This window comes from Streptomyces sp. NPDC059037 (genome assembly GCF_042740015.1).
Taxonomy (GTDB): domain Bacteria; phylum Actinomycetota; class Actinomycetes; order Streptomycetales; family Streptomycetaceae; genus Streptomyces.
The window spans coordinates 26,769-41,772 of record NZ_JBHYIG010000007.1; the positions used below are offsets into that span (position 1 = coordinate 26,769).

Annotated in this window: 13 protein-coding genes and 1 pseudogene; 2 read left to right on the top strand and 12 right to left on the bottom strand. The window is 66.2% G+C overall.

All coding sequences use genetic code 11. The features are described from left to right. Positions 1–12: 12 nt before the first annotated feature. Positions 13–1,317: an MFS transporter gene (locus tag ACFWY6_RS02885; protein ID WP_384685715.1), complete on the bottom strand. Its 1,305-nt coding sequence runs from the start codon at positions 1,315–1,317 to the stop codon at positions 13–15. A 210-nt stretch (positions 1,318–1,527) separates the two neighbouring features. On the opposite strand from ACFWY6_RS02885, the gene ACFWY6_RS02890 reads away from it, so the two are divergent. After that, positions 1,528–2,061 (top strand): MarR family winged helix-turn-helix transcriptional regulator, encoded by a 534-nt coding sequence (locus ACFWY6_RS02890; RefSeq protein WP_384685805.1) that lies wholly within the window; start codon positions 1,528–1,530, stop codon positions 2,059–2,061. Between the two features lie 21 nt (positions 2,062–2,082). On the opposite strand, the gene ACFWY6_RS02895 is transcribed toward ACFWY6_RS02890, so the two are convergent. From ACFWY6_RS02895 to ACFWY6_RS02935, 9 genes and pseudogenes are all read right to left on the bottom strand, one after another. Beyond that, on the bottom strand, positions 2,083–2,553 hold the full coding sequence (locus tag ACFWY6_RS02895) for a VOC family protein (protein WP_384685718.1): 471 nt from the start codon (positions 2,551–2,553) through the stop codon (positions 2,083–2,085). Positions 2,554–2,934: 381 nt separating this feature from the next. After that, the gene (locus tag ACFWY6_RS02900) at positions 2,935–3,075 is read right to left on the bottom strand and encodes a hypothetical protein (RefSeq protein WP_384685721.1); all 141 of its coding nucleotides are present in this window, start codon (positions 3,073–3,075) and stop codon (positions 2,935–2,937) included. 58 nt (positions 3,076–3,133) lie between these two features. Next, complete coding sequence (locus ACFWY6_RS02905; protein ID WP_384685724.1) at positions 3,134–3,409, bottom strand: hypothetical protein; 276 nt, start codon at positions 3,407–3,409, stop codon at positions 3,134–3,136. 190 nt (positions 3,410–3,599) lie between these two features. Continuing rightward, complete coding sequence (locus ACFWY6_RS02910) at positions 3,600–8,099, bottom strand: DUF6531 domain-containing protein (protein ID WP_384685727.1); 4,500 nt, start codon at positions 8,097–8,099, stop codon at positions 3,600–3,602. Between the two features lie 94 nt (positions 8,100–8,193). Continuing rightward, positions 8,194–9,222 (bottom strand): hypothetical protein, encoded by a 1,029-nt coding sequence (locus tag ACFWY6_RS02915; RefSeq protein ID WP_384685730.1) that lies wholly within the window; start codon positions 9,220–9,222, stop codon positions 8,194–8,196. After that, positions 9,210–9,875, bottom strand: coding sequence for a hypothetical protein (locus tag ACFWY6_RS02920; protein WP_384685733.1), 666 nt, complete (start codon positions 9,873–9,875; stop codon positions 9,210–9,212). Before ACFWY6_RS02920 ends, ACFWY6_RS02915 begins: the two co-directional genes overlap by 13 nt. Positions 9,876–10,131: 256 nt before the next feature. Beyond that, positions 10,132–10,449 carry a hypothetical protein gene (locus tag ACFWY6_RS02925; RefSeq protein WP_384685813.1) on the bottom strand — a complete coding sequence of 106 codons (318 nt, stop codon included), beginning with the start codon at positions 10,447–10,449 and terminating at the stop codon, positions 10,132–10,134. Between the two features lie 371 nt (positions 10,450–10,820). After that, positions 10,821–11,062: pseudogene (locus tag ACFWY6_RS02930) on the bottom strand (hypothetical protein); the annotation flags it as partial. Between the two features lie 254 nt (positions 11,063–11,316). Next, a complete protein-coding gene (locus tag ACFWY6_RS02935; RefSeq protein WP_384685735.1) occupies positions 11,317–11,892 on the bottom strand; it encodes a CGNR zinc finger domain-containing protein in 576 nt (191 codons plus the stop codon). Positions 11,893–11,974: 82 nt separating this feature from the next. Between ACFWY6_RS02935 and ACFWY6_RS02940 the strand changes: the two genes are divergently transcribed. Beyond that, a complete protein-coding gene (locus ACFWY6_RS02940) occupies positions 11,975–13,147 on the top strand; it encodes an epoxide hydrolase family protein (protein WP_384685737.1) in 1,173 nt (390 codons plus the stop codon). Positions 13,148–13,158: 11 nt separating this feature from the next. Here the strand turns inward: ACFWY6_RS02940 and ACFWY6_RS02945 are convergent, their stop codons facing one another. Further along, positions 13,159–14,229, bottom strand: a complete 1,071-nt coding sequence (locus ACFWY6_RS02945) for a hypothetical protein (RefSeq protein WP_384685739.1) — start codon at positions 14,227–14,229, stop codon at positions 13,159–13,161. Further along, positions 14,229–14,852, bottom strand: a complete 624-nt coding sequence (locus ACFWY6_RS02950) for a hypothetical protein (protein WP_384685741.1) — start codon at positions 14,850–14,852, stop codon at positions 14,229–14,231. Before ACFWY6_RS02950 ends, ACFWY6_RS02945 begins: the two co-directional genes overlap by 1 nt. Between the last annotated feature and the right edge of the window lie 152 nt (positions 14,853–15,004).

The window sequence follows — 15,004 nt, forward strand, 5'->3', positions numbered from 1 at the left end:
GGGGAGCGGCACTCAGGAGACGGTGTCCCTGGGGGCGTTCTCCGAGTGCCCGGTGTCGCTCTCGCCGTCCGGGGTGAACCGACCGTTCTCGCCCCCGACTTCACGAGGCGTACTCGCGCCGTCTGCTCTGAACCCGCGTACTCCCGGCACCGCAGCCGTTCCCACGCACGCGATGCCCACCACGCAGGCCGCGATCCAGAGGGGCGCCGCCTCACCCCACACGTCCGCCGCGAGGGGCGCGAGCACGTAGCCGAGGGGCATCGCGGCCAGCGAGAGCAGCCAGTCGTACGAGGTGACACGGGCGAGTGCGCCGGGCGGTATCGCCGCCTGGACGGATGTCGCCCACACGGGGCTGAGGAAGCCGAGGCCCGCCTGTGCGACGGCGTAGGCGCCGATGATGAGCGGGGCGGGGGCCCCGGCGGCGAGCAGGCCGAGGGGCAGGGCGTACGTCGCGAGGCCCAGGTTGGCCGCCAGGATCGGGCGCCGGGGCCGGGCCCGACCCGCGAGCAGCGAGCCGAGCAGCAGCCCGATCGCGCCGGCCTGCAGGATGCCGATCCACACGTCCTCGCCGCCCAACTCCTTTACGGCGATGGCGGGTCCGAGGGTGGTGAGCACGGCGGCGGCGCCGTTCCACGCCGAGTGCGCGACGAGGCTGGTCCAGTACCAGTCCCGGCACCGCACCTCCTGCCACCCCTCGACCAGGTCCCTACGGAGGGAACGGCGCCCCTCCGGGGTGACCCGTCGCACGCGGATGGCGGCCAGCAGGCACGCGCTGACGGCGAACGAGACCCCGTCGAGCACGAAGGCCCAGCCGGGGCCCGCGTACTTGATGAGGAGCCCGGCGAGCGCGGGCCCGCCGACCATGGCGGTGCTCTTGACGACGCCGAGTGCGGAGTTGGCGGCGTGCCGCTCCTTCCCGTCGACGGTGCCGGTGATGAGGGTCGGCAGGGTGGGCATGGCGAACGCGGAGGCGGCGCCGCCGACCGCCGAGGCGAGGGCGATGTGCCACAACTGGGGGTTGCCCCCCAGGAGTTCGACGCCTACGAAGAGCTGCGTCAGGCACCGCACGACGTCGGTGCCGAGCGCGACGGTACGGGCATTGAACCGGTCGCCGACGACCCCGCCGATCGGAAGCAACAGCAGCCTCGGCCCCATCGCGCAGCCGAGGACGAGGGCAAGCGCGGAGGCGGAGCCGGTGGCACGGATGACGGCGAGGGAGAGGGCGGCGGGGATGACGGCGTCGCCGATGAGGGAGAGGGAGCGGCCGAGGAAGAGCAGCCGGAAGGGGCGGTTGCGCAGCAGGAGGGGCGACGGCATGGAGAGGACTGTATTTCGGAACCGAATTATTCGTCAACGAAATATATGGAACCGAAGAACCGAAGTAGGCTGCGCTCCATGGCGGACAAGCGCGACAGCAGGACGGCGAGGGACGCGGGAACGGCGAGGAACGCGGGAACGGCGAAGGACGCGGGAACGGCGAAGGACGCGGGAACGGCGAGGAACGCGGGATCGGGGAACGCGCCCGCGATCGCCCACAAAGCCGCCCCCGAGCCGGCCGCCCGCGACTGGACCGACGGTCACGTCGAACGCTGGCTCCCCGTGCTCCCCGGCCTCGACCCCGACATCGAGGGCGCCGTCACCCGCATGAAGAAGCTGACGGTGTATCTGCGCCGGATCCGCGAGCAGTCCCTCATCGACTTCGACCTGGAGCGCCCCGAGTTCGACACCCTCCACAAGCTGGCCGGTCGCGGCGGCCGGGCCACCCCCTCCGAGCTGGCCGCCGACCTGGACCTCGCGCCCGCCTCCGTAACGGGCCGTCTGGGCGGCCTGGAGGGCCGGGGCCTGATCCGCCGCACCCCCTCGAAGGAGGACCGGCGCCGGGTCGACGTGGAGCTGACGAAGTCCGGCCGCTCGATCTGGCTCGGCGCGATGGATGTCCTGGGCCACGAGGAGTATCGCCTCCTCGGCGTGCTCTCGAAGGACGAGCGGGCCCAGCTCTCGGACATGCTGCGCCGCATCATGCTGGTGGCGGAGGAGGGCGGCGGCGCGTCCTGGCGCTGACGCCGCTCCTGCCCCTGCGGGTCAACTCCGCGCCAGCTCGGGCCGCTTGCAGTAGTCGGTGAACCCGACGACGTTCCCCCACGGGTCGGCGACCTCCACGGTCCACCCGGTGGCCACGGAGAACGGCGGCGCGAGCAGCTTGACCCCCGCAGCGTCCAGCGCACGCCCCGCGGCGCGAGCGTCGCGCACCTCCAGCCACACCCTGGGGGAGGCCCACGGCGGCGGCTGCCGGACGGCTTCGTCCTCCACGCGCAGCAGTACGCCGGGCATCTCCTTGCCCACCTTGAGGATGGCGAGCCCGATCTCGTCGATCCGGGCGGAGACGGGGAACCCGAGACGTTCGTAGAACCCGACGGCCTCGTCCAGGTCGCCGACGGGGAGCAGGACGTTGTCGAACCCGAGGAGATCGGTCGCCTGTCCGGCGGCGGCCTCGCCTGCGGACTGGCCGACGGACTGGTCAGCTGACAGGCCGACCGACTGGTTGTCTGACATTCCGTCAGGGTAGGTCGACGGCTCTGCGCCGGACGCGAGCGCGCGCCAACGTCACCCCGGACGGTCCCTTCTTCGGCCGTCTGGCCGTTTCCGTCGCCCGAATGGCTTCCGACCAGGCCGTGCCCTATGGGTCGTGGGACGCCCCTGCTGGAAACTCGTTCCGTGGGACATGGGGCGGGGAGATCTTTCGGATGAAGAGTGGGCTCGGTTGGAGCCGCACTTGCTGACGTTTCCGGGGCCCCGGGCTGTGTTGGAATCAGGTGGCGCGAGAAAGCCCTGCCGCCTCGCCACGGAGGTTGCCGGCGTGGATGGGTCGGTCATCGCTCTCCGCCTATGTGCAGCCAACGTGCGTGCGGCGCCCGTGAGTTCATCCGGCGACTATCACCAGATGGCGGCGAGCGTGGCGAGTTCGGCGGAGCAGGGCGATGCAAACCCTCGCTCCCAGTCGGAGATGGTGTCGGGCGTGATGTACGCGAGCCCGTAGCTTGCCTGCATCCCGTACGCGACGTCCCCGGGCGCCATGCCGAGCGCCTCGGGCTGAGCCGGACCCTCGGGATGATGGCGAGAGTGATGGGTCGGATCACGGCGTGTACGCCGTGATCTTGTCGCCTCCGTCGTATTCCGCGAAGTCCGAGAACGCTAGTACGGGGGAACCGTTCGAAACGTCGGCGCCGCAGAAATACCTGGGCCCGGGGGCGGATGAGTACAGGTAGTCGATGTCCTGCAGTGCCTCAGTGGTTCGGCAGACGATTCCCGGCTCACGCCAGGAGTACATGATGTACAGATGCTCGTGCTGTCCGGCAGGCGTCTCGGCCGCTTCGCTCAGGAACTGTTCCCAGTCGTTATTGTCAGGCAACCTCAGGATTGTGTGAGGGACTTGGCTCCAACGGACGTGGCTCGTGGTCCACGGAAGCTCGGACAGTGAATTGTTGAAGGCGTCTGAAACCTCGTTTCCGAGAATCCAATGCTCGCGCCCGGTCAGCCAGGATTGAATGTGTTCTTGCTCTGTATGCATGCGAGAGATCTTTCCGGTCAGGTGATTCCGGTCAGGTGTGCGGGAAATGTTCGAGGATCGCCAGATAGTCCGCTTCCTCGGCGCCTCTGATCGTGTTGGCGCCAAGCTTCCAACTGTCGCTTCGCTTACGGCCTTCCCTGTTCCACCAGTTTACGTGGAATCCCTTGTCTGGGTTCTGGTCGTCGAAGTCGATTCGCCATCCACGGTTTCCGTCGGGACTCTGCATCCCGGTTACTCGACCCTTGTGCGGGCCGAGTTCCTGCACGAACGGAATCTGATCATCGCCTAGTTGCGCGCGTTCCTTCGCGTTGGCTCTCGCTTCACTGAACGAGTCGAAGTACTCATGCTCCTCGTTGGACGTCTTCCGTTGCGGTGGTTTGTCCTTGCCCTTCCCCTTGGGGCATTTGGGTGCCAGGCCGAGCGGATCAACCCACGTGAGGGGATTGTGGACGTAGGTGTTGGCGTTCGGTGCAGGGCCGAGGCCCAGGGGATCTGGCGTGAGGTAGCGCGCGGTTTCGGGATCGTAGTGCCGGAAGTAGTTGTAATGGAGTCCGCTCTCGGCGTCGTAATATTGGCCGGGGAATCGCAGAGGCATGTACGCGGTGCTACTGGAACTCCAGGCCGTGGTGCCCCAGAGAGTTGTTCGGGTGCGCCACGCTATGCTGCCGTCCTCGCCGACGAGCTCGGTGGGCGTACCGATGAGATCGGTGACGATGGCGAAGAAGCGCGAGTTCACTTCCTCTTGCGCGCCGCCGGCCGCGGTGATCCGCTCGGCCTGGGAGATCGGGTGCAATCCGTCGTGGTCCCAGGTCAGTGTCACGGGATCAGGAAGGGCCGCAGACGCACTGGTCTGCTCGCAAAGGGTGCTGCCGTCCCACGAGAAGTGGACGTGCTCGACAACGGATTCACCGTCGGTTGCGAGGCGCTGTTTCTCGATGCGACGGCCCAAAGGATCGTAGCGATAGCGCCAGCGGGTGCCGTCTGGAGTCACCACTGCGGTGAGCCGGTCCTCGGCATCCCACTCACAGCGCCAGGTATCCGGCTTCCGGGACAGTCGGGTTCTCTGCCGCGCAGTGACGCGCCCCAGGGCATCGTGTTCGTACCGCGTACGACCCGCGCGGTCTATTCGAGTTCCGGTGTAATGGCGCAGGCCGACGGAATCCTGGCCCGGATGTGATGCGGGCCAGGACGCGGCAGCCTGGTTTCCGGCCGCGTCGTACGCGTACTGCTCGTTCCAGTTTTGGGCGTGCACGGCCGTCACTCGCCCGAGGACGTCCACATCAAAGCGTCGCGTTCCGTTCAGCTTGTCCTCGAGGTGTACAAGGTTCCCATCTGCGCGGTATCCGTAGCAGCGGGACTGAATCTCCGTGTCGTCCGCAGTCGAGAGGGATTGGGTGATGATGCGGCCCAGTTCGTCGAAGGTGTTCGCCATATTGACGTTCTCGCCCATCTGGCGGCTGATCTCGCGTCCTCCCCGGTCGTACGCGAAACGAATGGCCCTGTCCGACGCGGTCATCAGGGTCTGGTTGCCGTTGGCGTCGTATTCCCAGGTGGTGACCGCGCCGGAAGGGGTCGTGCGCTGCACACGTCGGCCCAACTCGTCGTACGCGTAGGCGGTGCGCCTGCCGTTGACCGCCTCGGACACGAGTCGGCCGACGCGGTCGTAGAGCCGGACGAGCGTGGCTTCCGGTCCTGCTACCTCGGCGAGCTGATCCCCGGGGCCGTACATGAAGGTGGTCACCTGAGCGTCGGCGACCTTGCGGATGACTCGCCCCAGTTCGTCGTGCTCGTACGACACCGTTTGCCCCAGGGCATCGGTGCGGGCGGTGTGGCGTCCTGCCGCGTCGCACGTATAGCCGAGCACGCGGCCGTCGAAGTCGCTCTCGCCGATCAGGTTCCCTGCCGCGTCGTAGGTGTAACTCCATCGCATTCCTTGCGGATTGGTCACCTCGACGAGACGCAGCGATGAGTCGTAGTCGAACGTGTACCGCGTTCCGTCGGGATCGGTGCGCGAGGAGAGCAGGTCGAAGTGCGTGTATTCGAACTGGGTGGACTGGCCCATCTGATCGGTATGGCTGATGCAGTTGCCCTCGCCGTCATAGCTCCACGATTCGGTGCTGCCGTCCGGAGCGATGCGCAGCGCGGGCTGACCCTCTGCGGTCCATGCGAAGCGGGTTGCGTTCCCCAACGGGTCGGTGAGTGAGACAGGCCGGCCGAAGCCATCTCGCTCCCAAGCGGTCACAGCCCCCAATGGATCGATGGATTCCAGGGTCAGACCCGCCGGATCGCAGCACACCCTGGTGGTGTGACCGAGTGCGTCGGTGATCGACGAGAGGTGGCCTGCCCCGGCATAGGCGTAACGAGTCACGACGCCCGCCGGGTCGGTGACCCGTGTGCAGTTGCCGCCTTCGTCGTACTCCTGCGACCAGTAGGTGCCATCGGGTAGTTCGATGGAACAAGGCTGATTCAATCCGTTGTAGGCATACCTGATGGTGGCGCCGTCCGGGTAGGTCACTTCAAGGGGCTGCCCCAGCTTGTTGTTCACGATGCGGATGCTGTGCCCGAGCGCGTTGGTAGTGCGGACGAGATGGCGGTGGCTGTCGTAGACGGAACGCCGAGTGCCGCCGAGCGGGTCGACCTCGGCGACGACCAGGCAACGTTCGTCGATGACGAATCGGGAGGTTGCGCCCTCAGGTGTGGTGACCTCGGTGATGCGGCAGTTGGGCCAGCCGGAGTCAGTGAGGTCGTAGGCGAACGCATTGGACATGTGCCCGGCTATGCCCTGCTGGGTGGTGCAGCGGTCCCGCTCGTCGTAGGTGTAGCCGTAGCGGCTCTGGTTGGTGTCCTCCCACGACGTGAGGCGCAACTGCTCGTCATAGGTGAACTTCATGGACAGGCCAGAGGAGTTGGCCACCGTGGTTAGGTTGCCGTCGGTGTAGCCGTATCGTTTGATCACGGCGTCCGTGCCGTCCTCGCCCGCGCCTGCCAGGCTGAGCGCGGTGACGCGTTCGTTCTCGACGGTCAGTTTGAGGTGGTAGCCGCCGCTGTGGCGGATGGCCTGTGGGGTGCCCTCGGTGTCGTAGTCGAGGTCGATGGTGTTGTGGTTGCGGTCCGCTATTCGGGTCAGGAGTGCCACGTCGTCGATGGGCGGGGCGAAGTGGCGTGAGTGTCCGGCCACGGGATCGGTGATGCGGTAGCCGCCGTTGTCCAGGCGTTCCAGCGGCCAGCGCGGGCCGGACTCGGGCAGCACCGGTGTGTCCGGTCCCTGGGGGTGCGGGTAGGCGAGGAGCATGCCGTCCTCGGTGACGAACACGACGCCGTCTTCGTCGATTTCGAGGCGCTGGTCGAGAGTGGAGGACCAACTGGGCCCGAACCAGCCGCCGGTGCGGTAGCCCGAGGCGACCCGGCGGGTGAAGGCCAGCGGCAGGACGCCGGGCAGGGTGACGTCGGTCTCGGCCAGGAACATCTGTCCGGTGGCCACGTCCACCGGGTCGCCGCAGCCCTTGATCTTGCTCTTGACGCGGTTGTACGCGCCCTTCGCGCCGTTCTTCAGCGCGGTGCGGGCCGACTTGAAACCCTTCAGCCCGCCCTTGAGCCCCTTCAGCCCCTTGCCGAGTTTCGCCGCGGTGGTCAGCCCCTTCATGCCAGGTACGCAGTCCAGCGCCGCGAACGCGACATCCATGAGGGTCGCTTGGCCTTTTGCGTATTTGGTCAGCGTGTCGGCCAGGACGATCGCTCCGGCCACGATCACGATCGCGGCGAGGATGGGCCCGCCGACAATCATCGCGATCACGCCGACCACGGCGACGACGACCTTGCAGACCGCAACGATGGTGTCCCAGTTGTCGGAGACCCAGTCGCCGATCTCCTCCCACCACTTGCGGTTCTGAATGCCCGCGTCGGAGGCCTCGTCGATCTTCCGCTTCGCGGTACCGGCCGCGTCCTCGCGCATCTTGCGCGCGTCCTCGGCCATCTTCTTCGCCGCATCCAGCGCACTCTGCGCGGAAGTGACATCACCCTGGGCGGTACTCTGCGCCTTCTCCGCGGAGGCGGCGTTGCGGGTGGCGGCCTTGACCTTGTCCGGATCCGGCTTGGGCACATCCTTGCCGGACTTGCTGCCGCCGTCGTTGTCGTCCTTGTACTTGTCGGCTTCCTTGCCCGCCCGCTCCACCCACGAATTCGCCGACGTCAGCTTCGACTTCGCACTGCTCAAGTCGGCCTGCGCCTCACGCCCCTTGACCAGCGCCTTGTCCGCCAAGGTCTGGGCGCGCTCCAGATCCGGCCAGTACGCCGACAGCGCGTCGCCCGCCATCTCGTAGCTCTTCTTGAGCTTCTTCAGCTTGTCCGGAGCATCCTCGAACTGCTCGGTGAAGGCGTCCGCGGTCTTGCCCGCCCACTGCAGGATCGCGTCCTCGCCCGCCATCCCCTTGATGTCCCGCAGGACGCGGCCCACGTCGTCGGAGAAGTCGTGCAGGTTCTTCGCCAGGCTGCGAACCCGGTCCGGATCGCCCGGAGTTGGGTCCTTGTCCAAGTCGAGTATGTGCCAGTCGCCCGGACGGTGTGACACCTTGCGTTCCCCCGTTTTGGTTCCGATTCATCTGGAGCTATCTGCCTGCGATGCCCGATCAGCGATTGATGGACTGGATCTCCTGGACCGTAACGTCCTGAGTTGATCCGTATGTGCCGTCCGGTAGGTCGTCGCCCTCGCCGGTCGTGCTCGTCCAGCTGATCTTCCAGGTGATGGTGGCCTTGAGCTCGTAAGCCGCTGAAGCGTCAGTGGCGCGGAGAAAGTTCACGCCGCAGGGCGGCGTGTCCTTCGACTTGCCCTTCGCGTACGCCTCGCCGATCGAACCGTCGGCGTTGATCCTGCAGTTCCCGGAGGCGGGGAAGGTATCGGCGTCCTCCGTACCTGGATCGATGTGCAGCGAGACGGGCTCGGCGGTCGTGGTTGCTGACAGGCCTGTCCCCGGGAGGCTGGCGGTGACGGACACCTTCTTGAACTTCGCCTTGTTCAGCCAGATCCAGGTCGGCAAGTTCACCGTCGACTTGCCGGCCGGAGCCGCCTCAATCTCCGTGCCGGGCACGGGGAGTTCGTCGTAGGCGTATTCGGCGAGAATCTCAGGTGAGAGGGCCAGCGGTTCGTCGGGGGTGTCTGCCTTGTCGACCCAGAACGGGGCCTTGTCGCAGGATGTCGCCTCCGGGTCGTCCTCACGGTTGGGGTTGACGACACCCGCCCAGAACATTCCCTCGCCCTGCTTGTCGAGGTTGTAGTCCTCGTAGGGCTTCCCGTCCTTGTAGTAGCCGTCGTACATGTCGGCGACCATGTTCCCGAGCCCGAACGGGTTGTACTTCCGCAGGTTGCCGACGGACTTCTTCAACTCCTTGGGGGAGAAGGCGGGTTCGTACCAGCATGCTGGTGGGGTCCAGTTGGAATCCGCAGAGTAGAGGGTCCCGGTCTTCGCCGTAGAGGTCCTGCCATTGACGGTTGTCTGAACCTTCGTCTCGGCGTGGATCTGGCCAGCGCCTGAGCTGTCCGTCTCGCTTCCGCCCTTGCCGGTGCCGCCTGGTCCGATGGCATACGCCGACGCCGGCAATCCTGCCAGTACCAGCGTCGCTGTGACGGATGCGGTGATGCGACCCGTCACTTTGCGCACGACGCGGCCCCTCGCTTGCCGAACCCCTTGGTGCTCTGCCAGACGCCCTTTGCATTCAGGGTCAGCCGGGTGTTGTAGAGCACGTAATTGTCCTTGGGCTCTGTCTGGCCGGATGCCTTGACCTTGCCCGTCTTACGGTCGGTATTGGACGCCCCGCTCTCGTCCGCGCAGTAGACGAGTGCCGCGGTCTTGTTGTCGACCAGTGTCACTCGCCGATCGAAGTAGCGGATTGTTCCCTTGTAGCTGATGCCTGCGTCCAGGAAGCTCTGTACATACTTGGCCTCCGACAGCAGGGCTTCGCCCTTGTTGTAGAAGCTCAGCGCGGTTGAGTCTCGGTCGCCGCTCACGATGGCAGCGCTCTCGGCGTTGATCCCGCGCTCGTTGTCCGCGAGCACCGCGTCCTTCGTTGCGTCGCCTGTCGAACCGCCGTCGAAGACGTTCTTCACGTCCTTGGGCAACTCGACCTTCGGCCGCTCGATCTTGTCGTCCGAGGCGCTCGTGTCCGGCGATGCCGACTTCTTTCCGCTACCCGAGTCGGCTCCGGCGATCTTGTCTTTGTCGCTGGATTCGTCGCTCCCACCGCCGCAAGCCGTCAGCAGCAAAGTTGCTGTCGCAGTGAAGGCGACAGCGGCAGGCAGGGTTCGGCGGTTCACGGTGAGCTCCCGATGGGGCGATGGTTGTCTTATGTGAACCAACGCCATCTGTGGGGCTGCCGAGGGGGCCAGGCGGGATTAAGACGCTCAGATAAGGCTAGTTTTGAATCTTCGTGCGTATTTGACGGTTTTGCGCTTGCGCTGAGCGTGATCGAGGGAGGTTAAATCTGCGATGCTCCATGCAGTAGCAGTCGGCGTGGGGCGCATCTACAAGGCAGGCCGTTTGCTGTTGCAGCACATTGGCCTGCTCCCCGCATCAGTTGCAGCGACCCGGGACGGTCACGAGCGAGGTGGTCTGCCATACGCCCTGCCGGGACTTGGTGAGCCTGGTCCGGTACTGCAGGATCGAGTCCGGGGTGTCGGGGGTGGCCGTGACCTTCTCGGTCTTGCGGTTCTTCGCCGATGCCTTGCGCTCGTCGACGCAGCAGAAGAGCGTGCCCGTGCCGTTGTCGGCGATGTGGTCCATCGCGTTATAGGCCTTGATGTCACCGATCAAACTGTCGTCCGTCTCGACGAAGCTCTTGATCCACTTGCGCGCCGTGGTGAGGGAGGCACCCGAGTCGTAGAACCGCACAGCGTCCGACTCAGGATTTGCCTCGATGATGGCCGCGTATTGGCCCGAAGATCTTCCTGCCCGTCGTCCAGGATCGCCTGCAGCTTCGGGTCGCTGTTCGTCCGGCGTACGAAGTGCGCCTTGAAGTCCGAAGGCAGCTTGATCTCCGGCCGCTCGACCTCATCAGGCTTGGCGCTGAGGGGAGCCGAAGCCTTTCCGCCCTCCTCACCCGCCGCGGCGTTCTTGTTCGAGGAGTCGTCGCCGCCTCCCGATCCGCGCGTGGTCGACAGCAGGGCCGCGGACGCGGTCAGCGCGGCTGTCATGAGACGGGTGGGGCGGTTCACTCTGGGCGTCCAGGCGGTGGGGAGGGAGGTGGAAACACTCCTGCCGCCGTCGAACGTGCCGTTCGGGAGATCGCCGCCCGCGCCGCCTGTGCTTTCCCAGGTGATCTCCCAGGTGATGGACGCCTTCAGCTGGAACGGCTCCTGCCGGTGGCCCGGAGGTAGGAGATGCCGCACGGCGGGTCCTGTTTCGAGAAGCCCTTCGTGTCTGGCGTTCCGGGCTCCACGTGGAGGCTCTTCGGCTTCGCCGTCGTCTCCGCCCACACGCCGGTGCCGGACAGCTCGGCGCGGACTTGACCTCTTCGACGGCTTCCTTGGCCAAGTTCGTTGACCGCTGCGTCTTGCGTTACGGAGTTTCGTGGCTCGTTTCCGGGGAGGTCTTGTGGAATCAAGTGGCGCGAGAATGCCCTGCTGCCTCGCCGTGGAAGACCTCCACGCCTACCCGCCAACACCCCCGACTGCGAAGAGCCGATGTGCGTCGCCGATCAGTAAACGTAGACGTACTGATTGAAGGCGTTGACCGAAGGCGGCGGATCGAGGGTGACGATCACTCCGCCGAGCTGGAGTTCTTGCGCTGGTTGGCATGGAAGCGCGCCTTTTTCTGGCGATTCCCGCATGTGTTCATGTCGCACCATTTGCGGCTGCGGCTCTGGCTGGTGTCGAAGAAGGCGGCCCGGCAGGTCGGCGATGCGCACAAGGCCAGTTTTCCGTCTCGTTCGCCCGCGATGATGCTGATCGCGTCGGCGGCGATCACGCTGAGGGCATCTTCCATGCAGGAAGCCGAGCCGAGCCGCCATCGCCGCTTGCCCTCGGGCGTCAGGATGGCCGCAGCCCGGCCCTGAGCGCTGCGGTCATTGATGACTTGGACGGCGGACGCAGGCAGGGTGTCCTGGATCGCGGCCGCTGTCGCGGCGGCGTGAATCGACTCCCTCAGTTCCCGGGCGAGGTCGAGCTGGGCGGTGGTGCAGGAGTCCACGGCGAGGCCGCTCGCTGCCAGCCAGTCGATGAGTCGGTGCGGCGTGGGAATGCGCTCCACCGCGTTGCCGTGACGCTCCGACAGGGTCCCCGTGAAGCTGGTCGCCAGCACGTTGCCGAGGCGGAAGTCAGGGAATCCAGCACGCATGGAACCACCTTAGCCGGTTGCGGCGTGGCTCGGGAAACTGCTAGAACCGTCTTAGCCGGTTCCGCGATGGCCAGGAGGTCTCATGCCCCGTCCAAGCAGCGACGTGCAAGCATTTGAAGCCCACGCACCCGACGCCGACCTCGACGATCTGCGCGCGCGACTGGCGGCGGCGCGGCTGCCGGAGGCCGAGACGGTCCATCGCGCCGCGCCCGACCCTCGCCGATGGGACCAGGGCGTTCCGCTCGCCGACCTCGTCGATGTCGTGAACTACTGGCGCACCGGGTACGACTGGCGGTCGTTCGAAGAGCGCCTCAACCGGATCGGCCAGTTCCGTACGACCATTGATGATCTGGGAATCCACTTCCTGCACCGCCGGTCCGCGCGCGCAGATGCCACGCCTCTTATCCTGACGCACGGCTGGCCGGGCAGCATTGCCGAGTTCATCGATGTGGTGGACGAGTTGGCAGATCCGAAAGACGCAGACGCGCCGGCGTTCCACGTCGTGGTCCCGTCGCTGCCGGGCTTTGGTTACAGCGACAAGCCGGCCACCACCGGGTGGGGAACCGAAAAGATCGCGGCCGCATGGGTGGAACTGATGGGAAGGCTCGGCTACAGCAAGTTCGTGGCCCACGGCGGAGACTGGGGAGGGAATATCACCACGGTTCTCGGCGGCAGATTCCCGGCGCACGTTCTCGGCATCCACACATTGTTCGCGGAGGCGCCGCCCGGACTGCCGACGGACGGGCTGACGGCGGCCGAGCGCAAATGGACCGAGGAAACCCGCCACTTCTGGCGCCAACGCGCGGCGTACGCGAAGCAGCAGGCGACCCGGCCGCAGACCATCGGCTACTCGCTCGTCGACTCACCGGTCGGGCTTCTCGCCTGGATCCTCGACAAGTTCGCCGAGTGGTCGGACACCGAGGACAGCCCGTTCGAGACGATTTCCATCGACCGCGTTCTTGACGACGTCACCCTGTACTGGCTGACGCGGAGCGGCGCATCGGCGGCCCGCATTTACTACGAAAGCCACAACTCACTGGACCCCGAACTCCGGGTCGACGTCCCGTCGGCAATCACCATGTATCCCCGCGACATCGAGAAGAGTCCGCGCCCCTGGGCACAGGAGCGATACCGACAGATCGTCCGATGGGGGGCGCCGGAAAGCGGGGGACATTTCCCGTCGCTGGAGGTTCCCGAGTATTTCGTCAAAGACCTGCAAGAGGGCCTCGCGGCAGTGCTGGCCGCCAATCGGTGAGCCTCGTTCCGTCAGCGGTTGATCGACTGAATCTCCTGGACGTTGACGTCCTGCGTCCCGTCGAACGTGCCGTTCGGCAGGTCGCCGCCCGCGCCGCCGGTGCCTTCCCAGGTGATCTCCCAGGTGATGGACGCCTTCAGCTGGAACGGCTTGCCGTCGGTGGCCCGCAGGTAGGAGATGCCGCAGGGCGGGTCCTGCTTCGAGGAGCCCTTCGTGTACGGGGTGCCGATGCTGCCGTCGTCGTTGACCTTGCACTCACCGGATGCGGGGAAGGTCCGCGCGTCCGCCGTACCGGGCTCCAGATGGAGGCTGACCGGCTTGGCCGTGGTCTCTGCCCACAGGCCCGTACCGGGCAGTTCGGCGCGGACCTTGACGTCCTCGAAGGTGCCCTTGTCCAGCCAGACCCAAGTGGGCAGGTTCACGGTCGACTTGCCTTCCGGCTTCAGTTCGACCTTGGTGTCCGGGACCTTGACCTTGTCGTACGCGTACGAGGCGAGGACCTCGGGCGTCGGGGCATTGTCGATCTTCGGGAGGGTGCCGGCGTCCTGCCAGAAGAGGATCTCCTCGCAGTCGTACGCCGCCGGATCGTCTTCCATGTCAGGGTTGACGACACCGCGCCAGAACTTGCCGTTCTTGCCGAGGTTGAAGTTCTTGTAGCTCTTGACGCCGTCGCTCGGCGACTTGTCCTTCTCGAAGGTGTCCACCATCAACTGCTCGCCCCAGCTGAGCGAGGGGGTGACCGGAACCAGGTTCTCGTTGGGCGTCTTTTTGAGCTGGTCCGTCGCGGCCTTCACCTGCTCGGATGTCGCCACGGGCTCGTACCAGCAGGCCGGGGGCTTCCAGTTGGGGTCCACCGGGGCGAGCCCCTTGGCGGAGGAGCCGCCCTTGCCGCCGCTGACCTGATTGACCGTGATGTTCGTGGTGCCGACCCCGGCGTTCAGCGTGTTCTTGTTCGCGCCGCCCGAAGGCCCCGGCGGATTCTGGTTGTTCTTGTCCCCGATGGCGTACGCCGCCGTCGAGGAGAAGCCCAGAGTGAGGGCCGTGGCGAGCAGGAAGGCACCTGCCTTCGCGGACGTCCGCATCACTTGCACCCGCCCGGGACGGTCTCCAGGGAGACGGTCTGCCACACGCCCTGTTTGGACTTGGTGAGCCTGGCCCGGTACTGCAGCACCGAGTCGGGGGTGTCGGGGGTGGCCGTGACCTTCTTGGTCTTGCGGTTCTTGGTGGACGCCTTGCGCTCGTCGACGCAGTAGAAGAACACAGCCGTGTCCTTGCCGTTGACGTTGACCTTCGGGTTGTAGGCCCTGACCTCACCGATCAGGCTGTCGTCGGTCTCGGTGAAGCCCTTGATCCACTTGCGGGCCGTGGTGAGCGAGGCGCCCGAGTCGTAGAACGCCACCGCGTCCGAATCAGGGTTCCCCTCGATGATCGCCGCGTACTTCGCCCGCAACTCCTCCTTGCCGTCGTCCAGGACCCCCTGGGCCTTCGGGTCACTGTTCGTCCAGCCCGAGAAGTTCGCCTGGAACTCGGCCGGGAGCTTGATCTCCGGGCGCTTCGCACCGTCCGGCTTCGCCGACGGACTCGCGGAAGCCTTCGAGCCGCCGCCACCCGCGCCCTCGATCTTGTCCGAAGGTCCGTCGTCCCCGCCTCCCGAACCGCAGGCGGTCAACAACAGGGCCGCGGACGCGGTGAGCGTGGCCGTCATGAGACGGATGGGGCGGTTCACTCGGGACTCCCGTGAGGTGGGGGGTAACTGAAGCGAACCAACGCTATCTCTGGGGCGAGTGAGGACACCAGGCGGATTTGATCAACAGTCAGTGCTTTTACGCCGGTTCAGGCGCATTGGTCGCCGGGTCG